The organism is Phenylobacterium sp. (assembly GCF_020402505.1).
Classification (GTDB): domain Bacteria; phylum Pseudomonadota; class Alphaproteobacteria; order Caulobacterales; family Caulobacteraceae; genus Phenylobacterium.
Genome location: NZ_JADBZL010000121.1, coordinates 1 through 23,502 on the forward strand (window position 1 = coordinate 1; position 23,502 = coordinate 23,502).

The following is a 23,502-nucleotide window of genomic DNA, read 5'->3' on the forward strand; positions in this document are numbered from 1 at the left end:
CCCCAGGGGCTGGGCCAGCTCACGGTCGCCAGAATAGCGGTTGTCGCCCAGCCACTCGGCCTCCGGGCCCCAGTTGATGTCCTCCTCGGGCTCCCAGATGTCGGCCCGGCCGCCGGCGAAGCCGAAGGTCTTGAAGCCCATGGACTCCAGGGCGACATTGCCGGCCAGGATCATCAGGTCGGCCCAGGACAGGCTGTTCCCGTACTTCTTCTTGATGGGCCACAGCAGGCGACGGGCCTTGTCGAGGTTGCCGTTGTCCGGCCAGGAGTTGATCGGTGCGAACCGCTGATTGCCCGTACCGCCGCCGCCACGGCCGTCGGAGATCCGGTAGGTGCCGGCGCTGTGCCAGGTCATCCGGATGAAAAGCGGGCCGTAGTGACCCCAGTCTGCGGGCCACCAGTCCTTGGAGTCGGTCATCAGGGCGTGGAGGTCCTTTTTGACCGCCGCCAGGTCGAGCTTCTGGAACGCCTTGGCGTAGTCGAAGTCCGGATCCATCGGGTCGGTCTTCGCCGACTGCTGGCTGAGGATCTTCAGGTTGAGCCGGTTGGGCCACCAGTCCGCGTTGGACTGGATCTTCGCTGTGGTCCGGCCGCCATGGCCGAACGGGCACTTGCCTTCAGAAGAGGACATGTCGCTTCCCTTTGCTCGCGCCGCGGGGGACCGGGGCGTCATGTGACCTAGGTAGGGAGCGGCGCCCTATCGGGCAAATCGATTGTTTTCATAAACATGATCGCCCGGCTCGATGAAGACTCCTCACCAGGCGCCCGTGATCTCGCGGGACAGGTCCCAGAGCCTGTCGGCGTCCTCGGGGTCCAGGGCGTAGGGCATGACGCCGACATAGGGCGCCTCGGCCGTCCAGGGTTCAGCCTGGGCGCAGTTCTCGAGGTAAAGCCCACCGACCCCCTCGAGCTCCGGGCCGACGGCGGCCCATATGCTGGTGGAAGCGCCTTGTTCCGGGGTCTTGAATCCTTGGCGGATCGCGCCGGTCTCGGCGTCGATCCAGCCCATGGCGACCATTTCCTCGCGCGCCATGTGCCGCTGGAGGGGGGTCATGATCCCGCCCGGCATCACGGCGTTGGCGGTCACGCCGCGGTTGGCGAACCGCTTGTGGAAGCCGACGGCGAACAGGCTATTCGCGGTCTTGGCCTGGCCGTAGCCTTCCCACTTCTCGTAGGGACGGGTCAGGTAGTTGGGGTCGTCCCAGTTAATGCCGGAACGCCGGTGGCCTATGGACGACAGGCTCACCAGCCTGGAGAAGCTGCCGGACGCCCGAGCCCCGGCTTCAAGGGCGGGGGCCAGAAGGACTCCCAGCAGGAAGTGCCCGAAGTGATTGGTCCCGATCTGCATCTCCAGCCCGTCTTCGGTCCGGGACAGGGGGCAGGCCATGACCCCGGCATTGTTGATCAGGAGATCGAGAGGCGTCTCGCCCCAGCGTGCGGCCAGGGCGCGGATGGATGCGAGGCTGGAGAGGTCGAGCATCTCGAACCGGGCGCCCGGGCCCCGGGCGGTCCGGTTGATGTCGGCGGCGGCCGCAGCGGCGAGATCGGGCTTGCGCGCAGCGATGACCACGTCGGCGCCGGCCTCCGCCAGGGCCCGGGCGGTTTCGATCCCTATGCCCGTCGCGGCGCCCGTGACGAGGGCGGTGCGACCGGTCAGATCCCGCCCTGCGACCACCTCCCGGGCGGTGGAAAAGGTTCCGAAAGAGGAGGTGATGCGGTTCGACATGACAGGTCCGCCCTAACAACAGCGCAGTGGAACTTCGCACGGCGGTTGCCCGGGGTCCATCCCGTCCCGTCCCGGCATGATCGCTTCGTCATGGCCTTTTCACCGCGTCCGGCGCGTGGTTGCATCTCGCAAAAGGGAGGACGAGCCATGGGAAAGCTGTGGTGCGGTGCGCGCGAGACGACCGCTGAGGCCATCCGGGAGCGCGCCCAGCGCGCCGCGTCCGGATTGGAAAGCCTGGGCGTCCGGGAAGGCGACGCCGTCGCCTTCTGCCTGCGCAATGAATTCGCCTTCTTCGAGGTCGTGCAGGGGGCCGGCATTCTTGGGGCCTTCCCGGTGGCGGTGAATTGGCACTGCACCCTCGACGAGGCGGACTATGTCCTGCGCGACTGCGGGGCCGGGGTCCTGGTGATCCACGCTGACCTTCTCGCCAATCTCCGCCCGGCCATTCCGGAAGGCGTGAGGATCGTCAGCGTCCGCACGCCCCCCGAGGTCTGCGCCGCCTACGGCCTGGCGCCCTCGGCGGGCGAAGTCGCGCCAGGCGATCTCGAGTGGGGCGCCTGGCTGGAGGGCTTCCCGCCCTGGTCCGGAGAGGCGCGGCGGGCGCCGAGCGTCATCATCTACACTTCGGGAACAACGGGCCGGCCCAAGGGGGTCAAGCGCGGGGCCGCCACCGAGGAACAGGCCCAGGCCTCCATGTCCATGCTCCTGCGTTCCTACGGCTACGCCGACTGGATCGACCGACCCGGGGAGATCGTGACGGCGGTGGTCGGGCCCATCTACCATTCGGCGCCCAACGCCCACGCCAATGTCTCGGTGAATATCGGCGCCAATGTCTCGGTCATGCCGCGGTTCGACCCCGAGGCCCTGCTGGCCCTGATCCAGGACAAGCGCATCACCCACCTGAACATGGCGCCGGTCATGTTCAACCGGCTGGTCAAGCTGCCCCAGTCGGTGCGGGACCGCTACGACCTGTCGTCCCTGCGCTTCGTAGCCCACGCCGCTGCGCCCGTCTCGCCGTCCGTCAAGCGCGAGATGATCGAGTGGTGGGGCCCGGTCATCAACGAGTACTACGGCTCCACGGAGATGGGGAACGTGACCTTCTGCACCGCCGAGGAGTGGCTTGCCCATCCCGGGACGGTGGGCCGGCCAATGCCCAACACCATCGTCCGGGTGGTGGACGAGGAGGGGAACGACTGCCCCGTGGGGGTTCCCGGCGAGGTTCTGGGGCGCAATCTCGGATCCGTCGACTTCACCTATCATGGCGACGACGCCAAGCGCCGGCGGGCGGAGAAGTTCGGCCTGATCTCGCCAGGCGACATCGGCTATTTCGACGCCGACGGCTTCCTGCACCTGTGCGACCGCAGCTCCGACATGGTGATCAGCGGCGGGGTCAACATCTATCCCGCCGAGATCGAGGCCATCCTCCTGAAGATGCCCGGCGTGGCCGACTGCGCGGTCTTCGGCATTCCGGACGAGGAGTTCGGCGAGGCCCTCTGCGCCGTGGTCCAGCCCCAGGAGGGACAGGAGATCGACCCGCAGGATGTCAAACTGTGGATCCGGGGCCAGCTGGCCGGCTTCAAGGTCCCCCGCGAGGTGCAATTCAGCGCCGCCCTGCCCCGCGAGGACTCCGGCAAGATCTTCAAACGCAAGCTGCGCGAGCCCTGGTGGGAAGGCCGCGAGCGCCGGATCTGAGCCTCAGGGGGTCACGATCCCGAACCAGAGGTCGAACCGGTCCAGCACCGACAGGAGACGGCCCAGGGCGGCCTCGCCCGGTTGGCCGGACGCCACGTCCCCGAGCTCGCCGGCGCCCAGCACCAGGTCGATCAGCTGGTCCCGGCTCAGCGAGACCTCCGGCGCGCCCTCCCCGTCCCTGTGGTGCAGGACCGCGTTCTCGACGCGCAGGGTGAAGGTCCCCTCCCCGTCCGGGAAGCACAGGGTGAGGTCCAGCTCCATGTCGCCGGCGGCCTCGCCGTTCAGGCGCACGGAAAGGCTGTCGAGCAGGCTTTCGGCGGGCAGGTTGCGCAGCTGGGTCCCCGTCGCCTGCCGGGGCTTGTCCGACGCCGGGATGGGGGTCCGCAGCTCCTGGGCGCCGGTCAGGTAGAAGTCCCGCCAGGGACCGGACTCCGACTGGTAGCCCATCTGCTCGAGGAGGTCGGCCTGGAGGTTCCGCGCCTCGGCGTTGCCCGGGTCTGCGAAGACCAGGTGGTTCAGGACCTCCGCGCCCCAGCGGTAGTCCCCCTCGGCCTGGGCCCGACGGGCCTCGGCGAGAACGGCGTCGGGCCCGCCGATCGCCTTCACGTAGCGCCTCCCCGCCTCGACCGGCGGATGCGGGTTCAGGTGCGCCGGGTTGCCGTCGAACCAGCCCAGGTAGCGCTGGTAGACCGCCTTGGCGTTGTGGCTGACCGTTCCGTAGAAGCCGCGCGTGTACCACTCCGAGGCCAGGGTCGGCGGCAGGCGCAGGACCTCGGCGATCTCGGGCGCGTTCAGGCCGTGATTGGCCAAGCGCAGGGTCTGGTCGTGGATGAACTTGTAGAGGTCGCGCTGCTTGCGCAGGAAGACGTCGATCTCGGCTCCGCCCCAGCGCGGCCAGTGATGGCTGGCGAACATCACGTCGGAGTCCGCGCCGAACAGGTCCCGCGCCTCGTCGATGTAACGGCTCCAGGACTTGGAATCCCGTACCTGGGCGCCCCGAGGGGTGTAGATGTTGTGCAGGTGGCAGGTGCAGTTCTCGGCCATGCAGAGGGCGCGGAACTTCGGGAAGAAGAAGTTCATCTCGGCCGGCGCCTCGGCGTCCGGCGTGACCTGGAAGACGATCTCAACCCCGTCGACCACCAGCCGCTCGCCCGTGCGCGCAATCGAGACGGTGGGCGGGACAAGGGCGACCTTGCCCCCGGAAACGCCCTTGCCAAGTCCGGAGTCCACGTGGCCTCGGGCGTCCTTGGGCAGGAGGGCGCCGTACATGTAGGTCGCCCGCCGGCTCATGGCGTTGCCGGCGAGGACGTTCTCGCTCACCGCCTCCTTCAGGAAGCCCTCGGGCGCGATGATGGGCATGCCCGCAGCGATCTCCTCCGGCGAGACCACGCCGAGAATGCCGCCGTAATGGTCGACGTGGCTGTGGGTGTAGATGACCGCCGTCACCGGCCGGTCGCCGCGGTGGGTGCGCATCAGCTCCAGGGCCGTGCGGGCCGGCGCGGCGGAGGTCAGGGGGTCGATGACGATATAGCCCCGCTCGCCCTCCACGAAGGTGACGGTGGAGATGTCAAAGCCGCGCACCTGATAGACGCCGGGGGTCACCTCGAAGAGGCCATGCCGCATGTTGAGCTGGGCCTGCCGCCAGAGGGCGGGATGGACGGTCGGCGTGGCCTCCCCTCCCAGGAAGTCGTAGGGCTTGAGGCTCCAGGCGCCCGGGATGTCGGCGTCGGGAATGGAGGCGATGAAGCCCCGGTCGGCGAGGCGGAAATCCCCGCCATCGTCCGGGGGAAGGCTCGCCCGGGCGGCCGCGAGAGCAGCGCGGGTTGCGGGGCTGGCGTCCTTGCGATCGAGGCTGGTCATGGTCGGTTCTCCTGGTCCGCCCCTTAGCCCCCGCATCGCCCAAGGCCAAGCCTTGCACGACCCTTCGGTCCTGCGGCGGGGCGTCTCCTTCCCTGGACAATCGGCCTCGCCTCAACCCGGCGCGAGAAACCGCCACGCCTCTGATTTACGGCTCCGCGCGACGGTTCCCTTTTCGCGGTCGGGGCGCCATATGGGTCGTGACGGGTCGAAGGCCGGGATCGCGCCACGCCCCCTGGGAGGAGAGACGAGTTGCATTATCAGGAACTGAAGAAAACCTGGGACGAACTGACCGCGCCGGGCGCCCCTTTCGAAATCGTCGTTCAGGAGGTCCGTGGGGCCCCCTTGCGCGTCTACAAGAATGCGCCGCCCAATATCCGCGCCGTCTGGCTCTCCACGGCCGCGTTCGCCGACCGCACCTACCTTGTTTACGAGGATGAACGCATCACCTACGGCGAGGCGCACCGTCTGGTCGCCAGCATCGCCAACTGGCTCGTCGCGCATGGCGTAAAGCGGGGCGACCGCGTCGCCATCGCCATGCGGAACTTCCCGGAATGGATGCTGATCTACTGGGCCTGCGTCTCAATCGGCGTAACCGTCGTCGGCATGAACGCCTGGTGGACGGCCGAAGAGATGTCTTACGGCTTCAAGGACGCCCAGCCGAAGGTCGCCTTCGTCGATCCCGAGCGAATGGCGCGGATCGCAGAGAAGCCCGACATGGTGGCCGGCGTGACGCTTGTCTCGGTGCGGGCGCCGACGACAAAGGGCTACACGCCCTGGTCGGAGGTCATTGCGAAGGGCGGCGATATGCCCGCCGCCGAAATCGACCCGGACGATGACGCGTGCATCTTCTACACCTCGGGTACGACGGGCTTCCCCAAGGGCGCACAGCTGACCCACCGGGGGTGCGTGGCCAATCTCTTCAACATGATGTTCTCGGGCCAGGCCCAGACCCTGGCCACCCAACGCGCCACAGGCGTGGCGCCGGATCCCAATGCCCCGATCCCCGTCCCGGTCGCCCTCCTGACCACCCCTCTCTTCCACGTCACGGCCAACAACTGCGGCGCCTACGCGACGACGGCGGCGGGCGGAACCATAGTCCTGATGTACAAGTGGGATGCCGGCGAGGCCCTGCGGATCATCGAGGCCGAGAAGGTCACCTCAATGAGCGGCGTGCCGACCATGGCGCGGGAGGTCCTGACCCATCCCGATTTCGCCAGGCGCGATACCTCCAGCCTGCTCAGCCTCGGGGGTGGCGGGGCCCAGGTGCCGCCGGACCTCGTCCATAAGATCGATTCCCAGGTGAAGACCGCCCGCCCGAACACCGGATACGGCATGACCGAGACCTGCGGCATCATCACCGCCATCGCTGCCGACTTCTTCGTCGATCGCCCGGACAGCGCCGGCCCGGCCATGCCCGCCTTCGAGGCGCGCTGCGTTGATGACGAGGGCAACACCGTCCCGCTCGGGCAGGTGGGCGAACTCTGGGTCCGAGGCTCCCCGGTGATCAAGGGCTACATCAACCGGCCCGAGGCCACCGCCGAGACCATCACCGACGGCTGGCTGCACACCGGCGACATCGCCCGGATGGACGAGGACGGCTTCATCTATATCGTCGACCGCAAGAAGGACATGGTGCTGCGAGGCGGCGAGAACATCTACTGCGCCGAGGTGGAGGCCAACCTGTACAGGCATCAAGCCGTGGCGGAGTGCTCTGTCTTCGGCGTACCGGACGAGCGGCTGGGCGAGGAAGTCGGGGTGGCCGTCGTACTCCGGCCCGGGCACTCGGTCACGCCCGACGAGCTCCGCGCGCACTGCACCTCCATCGCCGCCAAACACAAGGCGCCACGGTACATCTGGATCCGCGAAGAGGCCCTGCCCCGAAACGCCAGCGGGAAGTTCCTGAAGCGCGAGCTGAGGGATACGCTGAAGCTCGAAGACGCAGGCTGACCCCATGATCTGGCGTGTTCCAGGCGTCGCTGCGCTCCTTGCTCTGGTCCTGGGTGCGGGGGGAGCTCTGGCGGCGCCGGGACAGCGCTCCCTGCCCCGGCCCGAACCCCTCCCGCCACCGATTGTTGCGGCGAAGGACGAGACCTATCCCGGGATCCTGAGGCTCCAGGTGGACGCCACCGACCTGGAACGTCGGATCTTCCGGGTCCGCCAGAGCGTGCCCCTGGCCGGACCCGGGCCGGTCACCCTGCTTTATCCCCAGTGGCTGCCAGGGCGACACCGGCCGTTCGCACAGGTGGAGCACCTGACGGGCCTGAAGATTACCTCCGGAGGTCGCCAGGTTCCCTGGCGACGGGACACTGTCGAGATCGCGGCCTTCCACGTGGATCCGCCCCCGGGCGCCCGCTCCCTGGAGCTGGAATTCCAGTTCGTTTCCGCCCTCACCAGTGGCCAGGGGCGCACCGTCATGACACCCGCCATGATGAACGTTCAGTGGAACAGCGTCGCCCTCTATCCGGCGGGCTGGTTCACACGGCGGATCCCCATCGAGGCCAGCATCCGGTTGCCCGAGGGCTGGGGCTACGGGGTCGCACTGGACACCGCTTCGAACCGGGACGACCTCGTCACCTTCAAGCCCGTGAGTTTCGAGACCCTGGTCGACTCACCCATGTTTGCGGGCCGCTGGTTCAAGCGAGTGGACCTCGACCCCGGCGACCGGTCGCCGGTCGTCCTCAACATGGTCGCAGACGAGCCCGCCAGCCTGGAGATGACTCCCGAGCAGCTGCAGGCCCACCGGAACCTCGTGATCCAGGCTGACCGCCTCTTCGGGGCCCGGCACTTCGATCGCTACGACTTTCTCCTCGCCCTCACGGATGAACTGGGCGGCATCGGCCTCGAACATCATCGCTCCAGCGAGAATTCAGTGTCTCCTGACTACTTCACCGCCTGGGAGCGGACCGCCCCCGAGCGCGACCTCTTGCCCCATGAGTACACTCACTCCTGGAACGGCAAGTATCGCCGTCCCGCCGAGCTCTGGACTCCGACCTTCAACACGCCGATGCGCGACAGCCTGCTCTGGGTCTATGAGGGTCAGACCCAGTATTGGGGGCATGTCCTCGCGGCCCGTTCCGGACTGGTCAGCCGCCAGGACTCCCTGGACGCACTGGCCATGACCGCCGCCGCCTATCAGAACCGGATCGGCCGGACCTGGCGGCCCCTTGCGGACACCACCAACGACCCGATCATCGCCAATCGACGCCCCCTGCCCTGGGTCAGCTGGCAGCGCAGCGAGGATTATTACTCCGAGGGACAGCTGATCTGGCTCGAGGTGGACACCCTGCTCCGCGAGAAGAGCGGGGGAAGGACGTCGCTGGACGACTTCGCCCGAGCCTTCTTCGGAATGAACGATGGGGACTGGGGCGTCCTGACCTATCGCTTCGACGATGTGATCGAAACCCTGAACCAGCTCGTGCCGATGGACTGGACCGGGTACCTCCGGACGCGTGTCGACGAAGTCGCCGCGCGCCCGCCCCTGGACGGACTTGAACGGGGCGGGTGGAAGCTGGTCTACTCCGAGACGCCCACAGCCTTTTTCAGCGCCGATGAGGCCGACCGGAAGATCACCGACCTGACCTATTCGCTTGGCCTCGTCGTGAACCGCGACGGAGACCTGACGAGCGTCATGTGGGATGGACCCGCCTTCAAGGCCGGACTGGCTACGGGCAACAGGCTCGTGGCGGTCAATGGCCGGGCCTGGTCCGCGGACCGCCTCCGCACCGCCGTAACGGAGGCCCGCACGACCGGGAAGGTCGATCTCCTGCTTCGCACGGGCGATCGTTTCCGAACCGTATCGATCCCCTGGAGCGGCGGACTGCGTTACCCGCGGCTGGAACGGATTGCGGGAACGCCGGATCGCCTCGGGGACATCCTAGCGCCGCGACCGTGACTGACGCTGGCGAAGATCTACTGGTGGACGCCAGGGGGCATCACTGTCCGGTGCCCACCCTGAGATTACGCCGCGCCCTCGAGGTCGCCCAGGGGCGTGTGGTCCGGCTGGTCGCGAATGATCCCATGGCGCGGATCGATGTGCCGCATTTTGTCCGAGAAGCCGGCGCGGAGCTGATCGAGGCGACCGAGACCGCCGGTGTCCTGACCTTCCGCGTGCGACACGCTCAGGTCTGAGCCGAGGCGCACTCCAGCCAGGCTTCACCCGCAGTGGCGACGGTCCTGCCGACCACATCCCCGGCGCGGACCAGGAGAGTCAGAGCAGGAGGAGCACCCCTGCTGTGACCGAGCCGAAGGCGGCGTGGAGGGCCTGGCAAGGGCGACAGCCTAACCGTTCAGGGCCCCGTTCCCCCGCAAGGCGGCGAGGTCCGCATCCGAGAAGCCCCAGTCCTTCAGCGCCTGCTGGTCATGCGCCCCGATCGACGGCGGCGGACCCTGAATGGCTCCCGGCGTCTTTGAAAACCTCGGCGCCGGCGCAGGCTGTGTCACGCCCGCCACCTCAACGAAGGTCTGGCGCGCCACGTTGTGCGCATGCTTCGGCGCTTCATCGAGGTCCAGGACCGGGGCGAAGCAGACGTCCGTGGCTTCCATCAGGGCGCACCATTCGGACTGGGTCTTGGTGGCGATCACGGCGGCGAGTTTGGCCTTCAGATCCGGCCAGGCGCTGCGATCCATCTGAGACTTGAAGGCAGGGTCTGAAATCCCCGTCTTTTCAAGGAGAAGCGCGTAGAACTGAGGCTCGATGGAGCCAATCGAAACCCACTTTCCATCAGAACACTGGTAGGTGTCATAGAAGTGCGCGCCGCCGTCCAGCAGGTTCGACCGCCGGCTTTCCGTCCAGGCGCCCGAGGCCTTGAAGCCGTAGAACATGGCCATCAGCGATGCGGCGCCATCGCTCATGGCGCAGTCAATGACTTGCCCCTCGCCGGTCTCCCGCGCCTTGATCACCCCGGCCAGGATGCCGAAGGCCAGGTAGAGGGCGCCGCCCCCGAAGTCGCCCACCAGGTTCAGCGGCGGGACGGGCTTGTCCTCTGTGCCGATGGCGTGCAGCGCCCCGGTGATGGCGATGTAGTTCATGTCGTGGCCGGCCGCCTGGGCGTAAGGTCCAAACTGACCCCATCCGGTCATCCGGCCATAGACCAGCTTCGGGTTCCGCTTGAGCGCCACGTCCGGACCCAGGCCAAGGCGTTCCATGACGCCCGGCCGGAAGCCCTCGAAGACGACGTCTGCGGTCTCGAAGAGCCTGAGGCAGGTCTCGATAGCGGCGGGGTTCTTGAGATCCAGTCCCACAGACCGCCGACCGCGGGCGGTGATGTCGGCAGGACTGCCGCGCCCCTGCCCCTTCCGGTCGATCCGCACCACGTCGGCGCCAAGGTCGGAAAGAAGCATTCCGCAGAAGGGACCGGGCCCGATCCCGGCGAACTCGATGATCTTCAGGCCCGTCAGAGGTCCCTGGCGCATGTCTGTCTCCCTCAGTTTTGTGTTTCGACTTTGTCCCTGTGACGCCGGGTCAGGCAAGTTCACCCGCCGCCGGGGAGCGACTGGCCGTCGTCGATGGTGATGAGGCTACCTGCGATGGCCCGGGCGGCGGGACCGCACAGCATCAGGAAGGCCGCGTCCAGGTCAGCGGCCTCCATCAACCGGCGCCGCGGGAAGCGCTTGAGCTGCTTCTGGCCGCCTTCGGTTCCCCACCAGAAACTGTTGATGTCAGTCTCGATATAGCCCGGGCAAAGGGCGTTCACCGCGATCCCACGGCGGGACCACTCGCGGGCCAGGCTCCGGGTGAGCATTGCTGTCGCGGCCTTGGAGGCGTTGTAGGCGGAGAGGCCGGGCAGGACGGTGTGGCTGGCGACGGAGGCGATGTTGACGATCCTCGCCTCCGCCCGGTCCGCAGCGCCATTGGCCATCATCAGCCTGGCGGCGGCCTGGGCGGCGAAGAAGACGCCTCGGGTATTCACGGCGAAGGTCCGGTCCCATTCATCGATGGAGAGGTCTATCGCCAGGCCCTCACCTCCCACACCGGCATTGTTTATCAGGATGGACACCGGTCCCAGGGCGGCCTCGATCTCTCCGAACACAGGCGCGATCGTCTCCGCCTGGGCCACATCAAGTCGCAGCGCCATGGCCTTTCCGCCGACGCCCGCAATCTCCCCCGCCAGCGTCTCGACCATGTCAATCCGGCGGGCCGTCAGGGCCACAGCCGCGCCCTCAGACGCCAGCAGCCGCGCGAAGTGACCTCCCAGGCCACCGGAAGCTCCGGTGATTATGGCGGTCTGACCTGCAAGCACTCCCGCCACGGCCGTCTCCTTGAAAACGGGCTGTCCAACGCCCCCGATTCACCACTATCTATCGCCACGCGCGAGTGCGTGTCGCCCCTCATTTTTCGGGTCAGGATTTCATGGATCTGCAGGCTCGTGTCCTGATTGCGGCCCAGAAGGATGATATGGCCGGCCCGTTGTCCGAAGGACTGGACGAGGCCGGCTGGCGCACTGTCACCGCCCGGGGTCCCTACGCAGCAGAGGCCGCCCTTTCGGATCTGGGTGTCGAGGCGGCGATCATTGACCTTATCGACGGCTGGGAAGAAGCAGAGACACTGGCCCGTCGCCTTCGCGCCTTGGCCGCCCCGCGGAGGATTCCGATCATCGCCGTGGGAGGCGACAGGGCCGCTGCGCCCTCAGAGGACTTCGACCTGCGCCTCGCCAGTCCGGTCCATCCCGCCCAGGTCGCCAATCGGCTCGACAGCCTTTTGCGGACGGCAGCGGCGGAAGAGGAGTACCGGCTGCGGCAGGAGACTTTCAGGCAGGCTGGCGTCACGCCGGGCGATGTCGAGATCATGGATTCGCCCCTCCGGCTGCTTGCCGTCGGAGAACCAACGCCGCAGTTCCTCGGGCTCTCCAACTCCCTTGAGGCCCTGGGCGCGCATGTGGTCGGCGCCCCGACAAGTTACTCCGCCTTCGACTTCCTTCATGAGACGGAATTCGACACGGTTGTCCTCTGGGGCGGAGACGCGGCAGACAGCGCCATGGCGATCGCCGGCGGGATGCGCAGGAACAGCCGCCTCTTCCACATTCCCACCCTGCTTTACCTGAAGTCCTTGGACGGCATTACGGCGGCCGAAGCCTATGGGCGCGGCGTATCGGACGTGGCTTCCCCGGAGACGCCAGAGCCGGAGACGGCCTGGAGAGCCCTTGAGTTGGCCCGTAGCTTTCGCCGCCAGGCCCGGATCCGTTCGGCCCTCGAGGCCGCACGGTCCCTGCGGGTGATGGACCCCGAGACCGGGCTCTTCACGCCCGAGCTGTTTTCCCGCCATCTGAGCCGGCTCGCCTGCTCGGCCCCGATCCGTAACCGCCCGCTCAGCCTGTGCGTTCTTCGGGTCCGGGAGACGGAAGGCATCGCAGAAGCCCGGCAGACCGGCTGGCTTGAAAAGGCCTTTCCTCAACTGGGCTCCATGGTCTCGCGGCTCATCCGTGTGGAGGACTCCGGGGCGCGTCTGGGTCCGGACCGTTTCGCCGTAGCCCTTCCGGCGACGCCGGAAGACGTCGCCAAGACTGTCGCCGAGCGGATCGCCGCCGTGATCAGCCGCACGGCTTTCGACGGCGGGGAAGGGCGACCACCGTTCGGACTGGAGTTCGACATCGGGACAGTGGAAGTCCAGGATCCCTCCCAGGTCGAAAGGGCGCTGGAGCTGGCGTCGGAGATGTCTCGCGGCGGGGTCTGACCGAACCGGATTCAGGCCGCGAGATCGGTCAGAGCCTTCAGGATCATGTCTGCAGCGCTCAGCCGCTGGGCGGGCGTCTCCCACTCTCCCTTGATCACCACCTTGTTGTCCGGCCGGATCCGCCAGGAGACTGCGTTCTTCTGCACATGCTGAACCAGGCCCACGGGGTTTTCGAAGGTATCGTTCCGGAAGCTGACCACGGCGCCCTTGGGTCCTACGTCGATCTTGGAGACATTGGCCTGCCGGCACATGCCCTTGATGCCGACGACCTTCAGGAGTTGCGCCGCCTCGTGCGGCAGGGGCCCAAAGCGGTCGATCAGTTCGGCGGCCAGGGCCTCGCGGTCCGAGGCCTGCTCGGCGTCTGACAACCTTCGATACAGGGCGAGCCTGACGTTGAGGTCCGGGACGTAGGCCTCCGGGATCAGGACGGCGGCGCCGGTGTTGATCTGCGGACTCCATCCGCGATCGGGAGCAGGACCGGAATCCCCGCGCGCCTTCAACTCCGCGACCGCGTCCTCGAGCATCTGCTGGTAGAGCTCGACCCCGACCTCGCGGATGTGGCCTGACTGCTCCTCGCCTAGCAGGTTGCCGCCGCCCCTCTGGTCGAGGTCGTGACTGGCCAGCTGGAAGCCCGCGCCCAGGCTGTCGAGGGACTGCAGCACTTTCAGGCGTCGCTCGGCCGCCAGGGTGATCTGCTTTTCCGAGGGCGTCGTGAGATAGGCGTAGGCGCGCGCCTTGGCCCGGCCGACCCGGCCCCGTAGCTGGTAGAGCTGGGCGAGACCGAACATGTCGGCACGGTGGATCACAAGGGTGTTGGCGGTCGGAATGTCGAGACCGCTCTCTACGATCGTCGTGGACAGCAGGACGTCGTACTCGCCGTCGTAGAAGGCGCTCATGACAGCCTCGATCTGGGTGGGCGCCATCTGGCCATGGCCAACCACGAACCGGACCTCCGGAACCTGTTCGCGCAAGAACCGCTCAATGTCCGGCAGGTCCGAGATTCGCGGCACGACGTAGTAGGCCTGGCCGCCACGGAACTTCTCACGGAGCAGGGCCTCCCGGAGCGTCACGGGATCGAAGGGCGTGACGTAGGTGCGCACCGCAAGGCGGTCCACCGGCGGCGTGGCGATGATCGACATCTCGCGGATGCCGGAGAGCGCCATCTGCAGGGTCCGCGGGATCGGTGTGGCCGTCAGGGTCAGCATGTGGACGTCGGCCCGCAGCTCCTTGAGCTTCTCCTTGTGCTTGACGCCGAAGTGCTGCTCCTCGTCGACGATGACGAGGCCCAGGTGCGAGAATTCCACCTGCTTGGACAGGACGGCGTGGGTGCCGATCACCACCTCGATCTCGCCCTTCTTCAGGCCCTCCCGGGTCTCGGCGGCCTCGCGGAGCGGAGTCAGGCGGGAGAGCCGCGCCACCCGGACAGGCCAACCCTGGAACCGCTCGCTGAAGGTCTTGAAGTGCTGTCTGGCCAGAAGGGTGGTCGGCGCGATGACCGCCACCTGAAGGCCGCTCATCGCCGCCACGAAGGCGGCGCGCAGGGCCACCTCGGTCTTGCCGAAGCCCACGTCTCCACAGATCAGCCGGTCCATGGGGTGACCCGAGGCGAAATCCTCCAGAACATCCTCGATCGCCGCCAGCTGGTCGTCGGTCTCCTCGAAGGGGAAGCGGGCGCAGAATTCCTCGAAGACGCCCTGCGGAGGTGTGACGGCGTCCGTGACCCGCATCGAACGCTCGGCGGCGATCCGGATCAGGCCCTCCGCCATGTCGCGAAGGCGAGCCTTGGCCCGAGCCTTTCGGGACTGCCAGGCGGCGCCGCCCAAGCGATCCAGCTGGACCCCCTCGCCTTCCGAGCCATAGCGGGTCAACAGGTCGATATTCTCGACCGGCAGATAGAGCTTGGCCTCGCCGCCATACTGGAGCTCAAGGCAGTCGTGGGGTGCGCCCTGGACATCCAGAGTGCGCAAGCCTTCATACCTGCCAATACCGTGGTCGATGTGAACGACGAGGTCCCCGGGGGTCAGGGCGGAGGCTTCCGCCAGGAAGTTCGACGCCCGGCGCCGTCGACCGGGACGGGCCAGACGATCCCCCAGGATGTCGGTCTCGGCGATGACCGCAAGCTCTGGCGTCTCGAAGCCGGCTTCCAGCGGCAGCACCACCCTCTGGGGCTGCCTGGGGTCCGCCGCCCGGGCCGCATCCCAGTAGGGCGCGAGCGGCGGCGGGGCGAGGCCATGATCGGCGAGCATCAGGGCCAGGCGCGCGGACGATCCCTCCGTCCAGGAGGCGAAGAGGACTCGCTTGCCCGAAGCCGAGAGAGCCTTGGCGTGCTCCACGGCGGCCTCGAAGAGGTTGACCGAGTCCTGGCGACGTTCCGCGGCGAAGGACCGGCCGATCCGGGCGCCCATGTCCACAGCCAGAACGCCGGGCTCGCCGGACAGGCTGCTGAAACACCGGACGCTCCGGCCGGAGAGTTCGGCCGCCAGACCCTCGGGCGAGAGATAGAGGGTCTCGGGCGGCAGGGGGCGATACTGGCTTCGGCGATCGGCCTGGTCCCGCGCCTCGAAGGCGTCCGCGACCTGGGCGAACCGATCTTCGAGGGCCGGTTCGGCGAGGGCGTCCAGGGCCACCAGGATTCCGTCCGGCAGGTAGTCGAAGAGGGTCTCCAGGCCACCGTAGAAGAGGGGCAGCCAGTGCTCCATGCCCGCGCGACGACCGCCTTCGCTGACGGTTTCGTAGAGCGGATCCCCCCCGGGCGCGCCGAAGGCCTCTGCATATCCCCGCCGGAACCGGGAAATGGCGGCCTCGTCCAGCAGCACCTCGCTGGCGGGCGGCAGGGAGACTTCCGTCAGTTGCCGGGTCGATCTCTGGGTTTCCGGATCGAAGGCCCGGATCGACTCCAGGGTGTCTCCGAAGAGGTCGAGGCGAACAGGCTCGACCGAGGCCGTCGGGAAGACGTCGATGACGCCTCCGCGAATGGCGAACTCACCCTTTTCCGAGACGGTCGAGGCCCGGTGGTAGCCGTTGACGGCGAAGTAGCGCTCCAGGTCCGCCACGTCGACCACGCGCCCGACCCGCGCGGCGTAGCCTGCACCCGCCACGGCGCTTCGGGGCGGCAGCCTCTGGCTCGCGGCGGCGATGGTTGTCGCGACGAGGAATGGCCGATCCCAGGTCGTCTGCGCGGCAAGCCGCGCCAGGGCGGCCATGCGCCTGGCGGAGACGCCGGAGGACGGACCGGAGCGGTCATAGGGCAGACAATCCCAAGACGGCAGCTCCAGCACCTCGACCCCCTGGCCGAAGAAGCGAAAGGACTCGACGAAGGCGGAGAGCCGGGCGCCGTCCCGGGCGATGAAGAGGGCTGGCCCCTTCCGGCGGCGTATGAGGTCAGCCAGGACAAGGGCGTCGAACCCCTCCGGCGCGCCGGACACCTCCAGCCGCCCGGGGTCCTCCGCGAGACGCCGAAGTTCCGCCGGGCCGGGCGACGCCCCGCCGTCAGCCGCCACGCACAGCCCCGGGAAGCTTGTGGACGGTGTCACGGAACTGGCGGATGGCCGTCAGGATGGCGAGGTCGACACCCTCCGGCGGCGCCTCACGCTCGACGATCCAGGCGTAGAGGTCCTGGTCCGGGTGGGCGAGGAGATCCTCGAGGGCGTCAAGGGCCTCCAGTGTGAGGTCGCGGGCGTGCTCATCCACGAACGGACCCAGGATGAGGTCCGCCTCGCGGAACCCGCGCCGCCAGGCGCGGAATGAGAGCCTCTTCAGGCGCGTTTCATCGTGGATAGACATGTGACGGCGCGGGTATAGTGCGCGACGGCCGACTTGGCCAGCGGCGGTCGGAAAAGGACCCATGCGGCCCGAGATTCTCTTTCCCCTCTTCGCGCCGATCGCCAGCCTCAAGGGCGTCGGACCCCGCATCGCGCCCGCCCTTGAGAAGATCGCCGGCCCCTTGATCAGGGATCTTCTCTTCCTGGCGCCCCACAACCTTGTGCGTCGACCGCGTCGAACCGTCGCCGAGGCCCGCCCCGAGGAGACCGCAACCGTCCTGGTCACTGTGACGGATCACCTGAAGCCGCGCTCGCCGCAGCAGCCGCTGCGGATCCGCGCCAGCGACGAAACCGGCCAGTTGGACCTGGTCTACTTCGGCAACTCGGCGCGGGGGATGGATGGCCGCTTGCCTGTCGGCGCCCGACGATGGGTCTCCGGGCGTCTGGAGCGCTTCGGCCTCGATCTGCAGATGGTGCATCCGGACTATGTGGTGGAGGAGTCCCGGGTGGGGGACATCCCCGAGGTCGAGACCGTTTATCCGGCCGGCGGCGGCCTCGCCCCGCGGTTGGTCCGCCGCTTTGTCCTGGCCGCCCTGGAGCGCGCACCGGACCTTCCCGAGTGGCAGGATCCCGCCTGGCGCCAGGGGCGCGGCTTTCCCTCCTGGCGCGAGGCGATCCGAAACCTGCACGCTCCCGCCGGGGAGGCGGACCTGTCTCCCGCCGCGCCGGCGAGGAGCCGCCTCGCCTATGATGAGCTCCTCGCCCACCAGCTGGCGATGGCCCAGCGAAGGGCCCATCGACGCGCCGGGGCCGGTCGCCCGCTGCCCGCCTCGGACCTCGCCGGCAGGGTCGAAGGCGGCCTGCCCTTCCGACTGACGCCGGACCAGCAGACCTCCCTGAAGGAGATCCGGGACGACCTGGCCTCGGGTCAACGGATGAGCCGCCTGCTCCAGGGCGATGTGGGGTCGGGAAAAACCGTGGTCGCCATGCTGGCCCTCGCCGACGCGGCCGCGGCCGGCGCGCAGGGCGCCCTCATGGCCCCCACCGAGATTCTCGCCCGGCAGCACTTCGAGACCCTCGCTGGCCCCCTCGAGGCGCACGGGATAGGGGTGGTCCTGCTGACCGGAAGGGACAGGGGTCCCGCCCGCCGGGAAAAGCTCGAACGTCTCGCCTGCGGCGTCGCGGCGGTGGCGGTCGGCACCCACGCCCTCTTCCAGGATGAGGTGCGCTTCGCCGACCTCGCCCTCGCGGTCATCGACGAACAGCACCGCTTCGGCGTTGGCGAGCGACAGCGGCTCCTGGAGAAAGGCGTCGGGGTCCACCTGCTCTCCATGTCCGCCACGCCCATTCCCCGAACCCTCGAACTCGCCGCCTACGGCGACCTGGATGTCAGCCGGATCATCGGCAAGCCGCCGGGACGGACCCCGGTGGCGACGCGGGCGGCGCCGATGACCCGGCTGATCGAGGTGGAGGACCGGCTGGTGGCGGCGGTGCTTGGCGGCGCCCAGGCCTTCTGGATCTGTCCCCTCGTCAGCGAGTCCGAACTCGTGGACCTCAAGGCTGCCGAGAGGCGGGCTCAGGACCTCCGGGTCCGCCTGGGCGGCAAGGTCGGCCTTGTCCACGGCAAGCTGGCGCCGACGGAGAAGGACGCGGTCATGGCCGACTTCGCCTCCGGCAAGGTGCGGGTCCTGGTGGCGACGACGGTGGTGGAGGTCGGCGTCAACGTGCCCAACGCCACCATCATGGTCATCGAGCAGGCGGAGCGGTTCGGGCTCGCCCAGCTTCACCAGCTGCGGGGCCGGGTCGGACGCGGAAGGGCGGAAAGCGCCTGTGTCCTTCTCTATGATCCGCCGCTCTCTGAAACCGCCCAGAGGCGGCTGGACATCCTTCGCCGATCGGACGACGGGTTCGCCATCGCCGAGACCGACCTTGAGCTCCGCGGCGGAGGAGACGCCCTTGGACTGCGCCAGTCCGGGTTTCCGGACTACGTCTTTGTGGATCCCTTCGTCCACCGGGACCTGATCCTCGCGGCTGGCGACGACGCCCGGCTGATCCTGGCCCGGGACCCTGGTTTCACAACGCCGAGGGGCGAGGCGCTCAAGGTGCTCCAGGCCCTGTTTGACTGGCGGCCGGAGACGGGGATGAAGGCCGCCTGAGAGCCTTGAACGCGGCCAGTCGGGTCCGGGCATCGGCCTCGATATCAGCGTAGAAGAGATTGAAACCCGGGGTCCGCAGACGATCCTCCCAGGAGCCGAAGGGCCGGAGCATCCGCGCCTCGGGCCGGGAGACGCGGAGCACGCCGTCAACGCAACGCGCGCTGACCTGCCGGGTGACGAAGGGCGGGCGCGCTCCCCATTCCAGGCCGGTGGCGTTCGTCGCCCCCCGGGCCAGGCGCGCAGGCGCCGCCTCGTTCGTCGTCGCCTGCAGCAGCGGATTGTAACAGAGCGGAAGACGCTCACCCAGGTTGACGAGGTCCGGTCCCGACCAGACGAGCGAGCGGTCCTGAAGGTCGCGGGCATGGGTCGCATCATCATCATAGGCCCAGGCCCAGGCGGCCAGGCATCCCGACTGCTCCGGAGATGTGCAGGGCGGGAGAGGCGGATTATCCGCCGGGGCCACCGTGTCGATCAGCCACGCGCCGGCAATCCGGTTCCTTACGGAAGGGAGGGACCCCACCTCGGTGAGCAGTCGAGCCGCAAGGGCCCCGCCCTGTTCGACTCCAACGATGAGGATGGGTCGGTCCGGCCCGGATCTGGCCAGGAAGTTCAGGAAGGACGCCTCCGCATCGACATAAGCGAAACGCCGCGCCTCGCGCGCGTCCTCGCGGAGCGTTGTAAAGGAGTACAGGCCGGCCTGCCGGTACCTGGGGGCGAACACCCGGCCGGTCCCGGCGAAGGGTCCCACAAGATTTGGCGCCATCACGCGCCGAAACACATCCGCCGAGACGGGGTCGTCGATCGGGCCGTTCCAGTGATCCGGGCCGGAGTAGGTGGTCGGCCCAAGGAAGAAGACGTCCGCCTCGCCGGCCTTGCCCGGGCCTTGGGGGAGCAGGTGCCAGGCCTCTGGCCGGTCATAGTCCGGCGCAGGCGGTGGCGTGTAGATCTGGAACGGCTTGCCCGGGTCCATGGCGGCGAGCCGGATGTCGTCACGGCGAATGAAGGCAAAGGCCGCCAGAAGAACCAGGACGCCAAGACCCAGCCAAAGTCCAAGACGCGGACGCCGGCGGAGAGGCGGGACGACGGCTTCGGACCCGGTTTCGCCGGTCATGGACCTCGCCTATCGGTAAGGATCATCGGTCGCCAGGAATCCCCGGACATAGTCCTCGATCCCGGCCTCAAGGGTCGTGAAGCCCCCCGAATAGCCCGCCTCCGCGAGCCGTTGCATGCGCGCCTCGGTGAAATACTGATAGCGATCCCGCAGAGCCGCCGGCATCGGAATGTAGTCGATCCGCTCCGGCTTTCCGGCGGCGGCGAAGACGGCCCTGGCAAGGTCCTCGAAGGTCCGCGCCTTTCCGGAGCCCAGATTGAAGACGCCGTTCACCTCGGGCGACGCGAGCAGCCAGGCGACCACGTCGGCGACATCGCGCACATAGACGAAATCCCGCTTCTGCCCCCCGTCCGGCACCCCTTCCCGGTAAGATTTGAAGAGCTGGACGGACTGTCCGTCCCGGATGGACGGCCAAATCTGTGTGGCGACGGACCTCATAGGACCCTTGTGCCCCTCATTGGGTCCGTAAACGTTGAAGAACTTCAGCCCCGCCCACTGGGGCGGGGCGTACTCCCGTGCGGCCTGGCGCGCGGCGAAGACATCGAACAGGGCCTTCGACCATCCGTAGGCGTTCAGGGGTCGGAGTGCGGCGAGGCTCTCAAAGTCGTCCTGGTCCTCGAAGCCCTGGGCGCCGTGGCCGTAGGTGGCCGCCGACGAGGCGTAGACGAAGCGGCGCTGGCGGTCGGCGCACCAGCGGTATAGATCCCGGCTCAGGCCGAAATTCGTCTGGATGATCTGGTCCGCGTCCGTCTCCATGGTCGAGGAGATGGCGCCCATGTGGACGACGGCCTCGACGTCCCGCCAGCGCTTCTCAAGCCAGTCGAACATGTCCCCCGGCGCCACGAAGTCGCCGATGGCGTGCTTGGACAGGTTGCGCCACTTGCCGAGGTCGGCCTCCCGAAGGCGGTCGCACACCACAACGTCAAGGCTACGGTCCTCGGCCAGTCTGGCGACAATGTTCGATCCAATGAAGCCGGCGCCGCCGGTGACAAAGATGATCCTGCGGCTCACTCTCGCCCCTCCCCGGCCATCCGACGGATGGCGGCGGTTGTTGAATACCCCTCGACCAGGGGAGCCAGGCGGACCTCTCCGCCCCAGCCCCGGACCAGATCGCCCCCCACCACCTCCGACTCTGCATAGTCGGCGCCCTTGATCAGGACGTCGGGCCGGGCCGAGCGGATCAGTTCGAGGGGTGTATCCTCATCAAACGGCGCGACGAGGTCGACGCTGGCGAGGCCGGCGAGGACCAGGGCGCGACTTTCGAGGTCGTTTACGGGCCGGCCCTCGCCTTTGAGGGCGCGGACCGAGCGGTCGGAGTTCACGCCGACGATAAGCCTGTCGCACCAGCTACGGGCCTGAGCCAGGTAGGCCACATGCCCCCGATGCAGGATATCGAAGCACCCGTTGGTGAAGCCGACCCGAAGACCCCTGGCTCGCCATCGGGCGATCTCCTCGACCATCCGGGCGACCGTGGCGACCTTGGCCTCGGCGGCGGCCATGTGGGCCGAAAGGGCCGCCTCGACAAGCTCGTCAGGCGTGACCGTAGCGGTGCCGACCTTACCGACCGCGACCCCCGATGCCAGCAGTGCGAAGGCAATGGCGTCTTCGATCGACTTCCCCGCCGCCAGGCCGGTCCCCAGGGCGGCGATGGCGGTGTCGCCGGCGCCGGACGCGTCGAAGACTTCCCGAGGTGTTCCCGGAAAGTGACGGATCGACTGGCCTCGCACCGCAAGTGACATGCCCTGGGCCGCCCGCGTCACAAGGATGGCCCGGGCCTCGCAGAGCTCGAGGGCCCGGGCCAGGGCGGCCTCGACCTCGGCGTCTGTTCCTGTAGGCAGGCCAGAGGCGCGGGCCAGTTCCGAAGCGTTGGGCTTGATGACGTCCACGGCGCCGTAGCGCTGGAAGGAGCGGGCCTTGGAGTCTACCAGGACGGGCAGACCCGAATTTCGGCAAGCGGCGATGACCTCATCCGTCACGACGCCCTTGCCGTAGTCGGACAGGATGATCACCCCGGAGCCGGGAGCTACGTCGCGCACAGCGCGTGCGAGGCGGACCGATGTCTCCGCCGAGACGGCGTCCGTCTCTTCTACATCCACGCGAAGCAGTTGATGCCCGCCGGAAATGAAGCGGGTCTTCAGGGTGGTCGGACGCGCCGTGTCGGTGACCAAGGCGCCCTCGATCCTCCCGTCATCACCCACAAGGCGCAGGGCCTCCCGGCCCTCGATATCGGAGCCGATGACGCCCACCAGGGCGACCTGCCCGCCCAGGGCCGACACATTGCGCGCGACATTGCCGGCGGCGCCCAGCATGACCATCTCGCGCCGTCGCGCCAGGACAGGGATCGGCGCTTCGGCGGAAAGCCGGGTCACCTCGCCGTAGACAAAGCGGTCCACCATGACGTCGCCGACGCAGATAACACGCACACCCGGTATGCCGCGGATCAGGTCCTGGAGGGCGGTGAACTCCATGGCCTTCAGTCCTCAAGCCTCTTGGACAGGGCGTCAAAAGCGAGGAGATCCCGAACCAGACCCTCGAACTGCGCGAGCGGGACCATGTTGGGTCCGTCGGAGGGGGCGTTGTCGGGATCCGGATGGGTCTCCATGAAGACCGCCGCCACCCCCACCGCCACCGCTGCCCGGGCCAGGACAGGGACGAATTCCCTCTGGCCTCCGGACCGGTCACCCTGCCCCCCCGGCTGCATGACCGAGTGGGTCGCATCGAAGACGACCGGGCAGCCGATCGCGGCCATAACCGGCAGGGCGCGCATGTCGCTCACCAGGGTGTTGTAGCCGAAGGTGACGCCCCGCTCCGTAGCCAGGGCGTTCGGGTTGCCGGCGCCGCTGATCTTGGCGATCACGTTCGCCATGTCGCCGGGCGCGAGGAACTGCCCCTTCTTGACGTTGACCGCCCGCCCGGTCTCGGCGGCGGCGACCAGCAAGTCCGTCTGGCGGCAGAGAAAGGCCGGTATCTGCAGGACGTCCACCGCTTCGGCGACCGGCGCGCATTGTTCCCGTTCGTGGACGTCGGTGAGGACCGGGAGGCCGAGGCTCTCGCGGATCTCGGCGAAGATGGGCAGGGCTGAGCGCAGCCCGATCCCCCTGGCGGCGCGTGCGGAGGTGCGGTTGGCCTTGTCGAACGACGTCTTGTAGATCAGTCCTATGTCGAGGCGCTGGGCGATTTCACGCAGCGCGGAAGCCGTCTCCAGGGCGTGCTGCCGGCTCTCAAGCTGGCAGGGACCAGCGATGATCGCCAGCCGCTCGCGGTTGCCGATCCGCACCGAACGGCCAGACGGCGGCGAAAGCTCGACGACGGCGTTCAGACTGGACAATTCGGCGCTCCTGCGAGACGAGTGTGAACTCAAGGGCGTTAAGTGACGTGCGGCGAAGCGCTGTACAAGCCGGAAATGCGCCTGCCTATGCCGGTCAGTCGCCGGAATCGCTCAGGAGTCGCAGGACGTGTCGTCTGCCCAGGAAATCTGTCTGAACACCCTCGCCGTTCATCCCGGGGCCGTGAGGCGGGCGCCTGCGC

The 23,502-nt window shown here is 68.0% G+C and carries 17 protein-coding genes; 6 read left to right on the plus strand and 11 right to left on the minus strand.

The window, feature by feature from the left end; genetic code table 11:
• Nucleotides 1-630, minus strand: a 630-nt coding sequence (locus IM632_RS08830) for a peroxidase family protein (RefSeq protein ID WP_366817485.1), incomplete at its 3' end; no start/stop codon positions are given.
• Nucleotides 631-753: 123 nt separating this feature from the next.
• Nucleotides 754-1,725, minus strand: a complete 972-nt coding sequence (locus tag IM632_RS08835; protein WP_296479773.1) for an oxidoreductase — start codon at nt 1,723-1,725, stop codon at nt 754-756.
• Nucleotides 1,726-1,872: 147 nt separating this feature from the next.
• Between IM632_RS08835 and IM632_RS08840 the strand changes: the two genes are divergently transcribed.
• Complete coding sequence (locus IM632_RS08840; RefSeq protein ID WP_296497560.1) at nt 1,873-3,417, plus strand: acyl-CoA synthetase; 1,545 nt, start codon at nt 1,873-1,875, stop codon at nt 3,415-3,417.
• Nucleotides 3,418-3,420: 3 nt separating this feature from the next.
• On the opposite strand, the gene IM632_RS08845 is transcribed toward IM632_RS08840, so the two are convergent.
• Nucleotides 3,421-5,277, minus strand: a complete 1,857-nt coding sequence (locus tag IM632_RS08845) for an alkyl sulfatase dimerization domain-containing protein (protein ID WP_296552242.1) — start codon at nt 5,275-5,277, stop codon at nt 3,421-3,423.
• Nucleotides 5,278-5,619: 342 nt separating this feature from the next.
• Between IM632_RS08845 and IM632_RS08850 the strand changes: the two genes are divergently transcribed.
• The 3 genes from IM632_RS08850 to IM632_RS08860 are packed head-to-tail and all read left to right on the plus strand — an operon-like array spanning nt 5,620 to nt 9,405.
• On the plus strand, nt 5,620-7,224 hold the full coding sequence (locus IM632_RS08850; protein ID WP_296518242.1) for a class I adenylate-forming enzyme family protein: 1,605 nt from the start codon (nt 5,620-5,622) through the stop codon (nt 7,222-7,224).
• A gap of 4 nt (nt 7,225-7,228) precedes the next feature.
• Nucleotides 7,229-9,169, plus strand: coding sequence for a peptidase M61 (locus IM632_RS08855; protein WP_296482725.1), 1,941 nt, complete (start codon nt 7,229-7,231; stop codon nt 9,167-9,169).
• Entirely contained in the window at nt 9,166-9,405 is a 240-nt protein-coding gene (locus IM632_RS08860; protein ID WP_296552245.1) for a sulfurtransferase TusA family protein, read from the plus strand. The genes IM632_RS08855 and IM632_RS08860 overlap by 4 nt, the downstream gene beginning before the upstream one ends.
• A 150-nt stretch (nt 9,406-9,555) precedes the next feature.
• Here IM632_RS08860 and IM632_RS08865 read toward each other — a convergent pair whose 3' ends face one another.
• The gene (locus tag IM632_RS08865; protein WP_296518244.1) at nt 9,556-10,689 is read right to left on the minus strand and encodes a CaiB/BaiF CoA-transferase family protein; all 1,134 of its coding nucleotides are present in this window, start codon (nt 10,687-10,689) and stop codon (nt 9,556-9,558) included.
• A 59-nt stretch (nt 10,690-10,748) separates the two neighbouring features.
• Complete coding sequence (locus tag IM632_RS08870) at nt 10,749-11,525, minus strand: SDR family NAD(P)-dependent oxidoreductase (protein WP_296497549.1); 777 nt, start codon at nt 11,523-11,525, stop codon at nt 10,749-10,751.
• 101 nt (nt 11,526-11,626) lie between these two features.
• Between IM632_RS08870 and IM632_RS08875 the strand changes: the two genes are divergently transcribed.
• Entirely contained in the window at nt 11,627-12,946 is a 1,320-nt protein-coding gene (locus IM632_RS08875) for a diguanylate cyclase (RefSeq protein ID WP_296480278.1), read from the plus strand.
• An 11-nt stretch (nt 12,947-12,957) separates the two neighbouring features.
• On the opposite strand, the gene mfd is transcribed toward IM632_RS08875, so the two are convergent.
• Entirely contained in the window at nt 12,958-16,446 is a 3,489-nt protein-coding gene (gene mfd / locus IM632_RS08880; protein WP_296483294.1) for a transcription-repair coupling factor, read from the minus strand.
• Nucleotides 16,436-16,729 (minus strand): succinate dehydrogenase assembly factor 2, encoded by a 294-nt coding sequence (locus IM632_RS08885; RefSeq protein WP_296483292.1) that lies wholly within the window; start codon nt 16,727-16,729, stop codon nt 16,436-16,438. Before IM632_RS08885 ends, mfd begins: the two co-directional genes overlap by 11 nt.
• A gap of 61 nt (nt 16,730-16,790) precedes the next feature.
• On the opposite strand from IM632_RS08885, the gene recG reads away from it, so the two are divergent.
• Complete coding sequence (gene recG / locus IM632_RS08890) at nt 16,791-18,863, plus strand: ATP-dependent DNA helicase RecG (RefSeq protein ID WP_296483290.1); 2,073 nt, start codon at nt 16,791-16,793, stop codon at nt 18,861-18,863.
• Here recG and IM632_RS08895 read toward each other — a convergent pair.
• The 4 genes from IM632_RS08895 to kdsA are packed head-to-tail and all read right to left on the minus strand — an operon-like array spanning nt 18,805 to nt 23,302.
• Nucleotides 18,805-19,974 (minus strand): DUF3089 domain-containing protein, encoded by a 1,170-nt coding sequence (locus IM632_RS08895; protein WP_296497547.1) that lies wholly within the window; start codon nt 19,972-19,974, stop codon nt 18,805-18,807. The genes recG and IM632_RS08895 overlap by 59 nt on opposite strands.
• 9 nt (nt 19,975-19,983) lie before the next feature.
• Nucleotides 19,984-20,985 (minus strand): ADP-glyceromanno-heptose 6-epimerase, encoded by a 1,002-nt coding sequence (gene rfaD / locus IM632_RS08900; protein WP_296483286.1) that lies wholly within the window; start codon nt 20,983-20,985, stop codon nt 19,984-19,986.
• Nucleotides 20,982-22,442 carry a D-glycero-beta-D-manno-heptose 1-phosphate adenylyltransferase gene (rfaE2, locus tag IM632_RS08905; RefSeq protein WP_296483284.1) on the minus strand — a complete coding sequence of 487 codons (1,461 nt, stop codon included), beginning with the start codon at nt 22,440-22,442 and terminating at the stop codon, nt 20,982-20,984. The genes rfaD and rfaE2 overlap by 4 nt, the downstream gene beginning before the upstream one ends.
• Nucleotides 22,443-22,447: 5 nt before the next feature.
• A complete protein-coding gene (gene kdsA / locus IM632_RS08910) occupies nt 22,448-23,302 on the minus strand; it encodes a 3-deoxy-8-phosphooctulonate synthase (protein WP_296483282.1) in 855 nt (284 codons plus the stop codon).
• Nucleotides 23,303-23,502 lie beyond the last annotated feature (200 nt).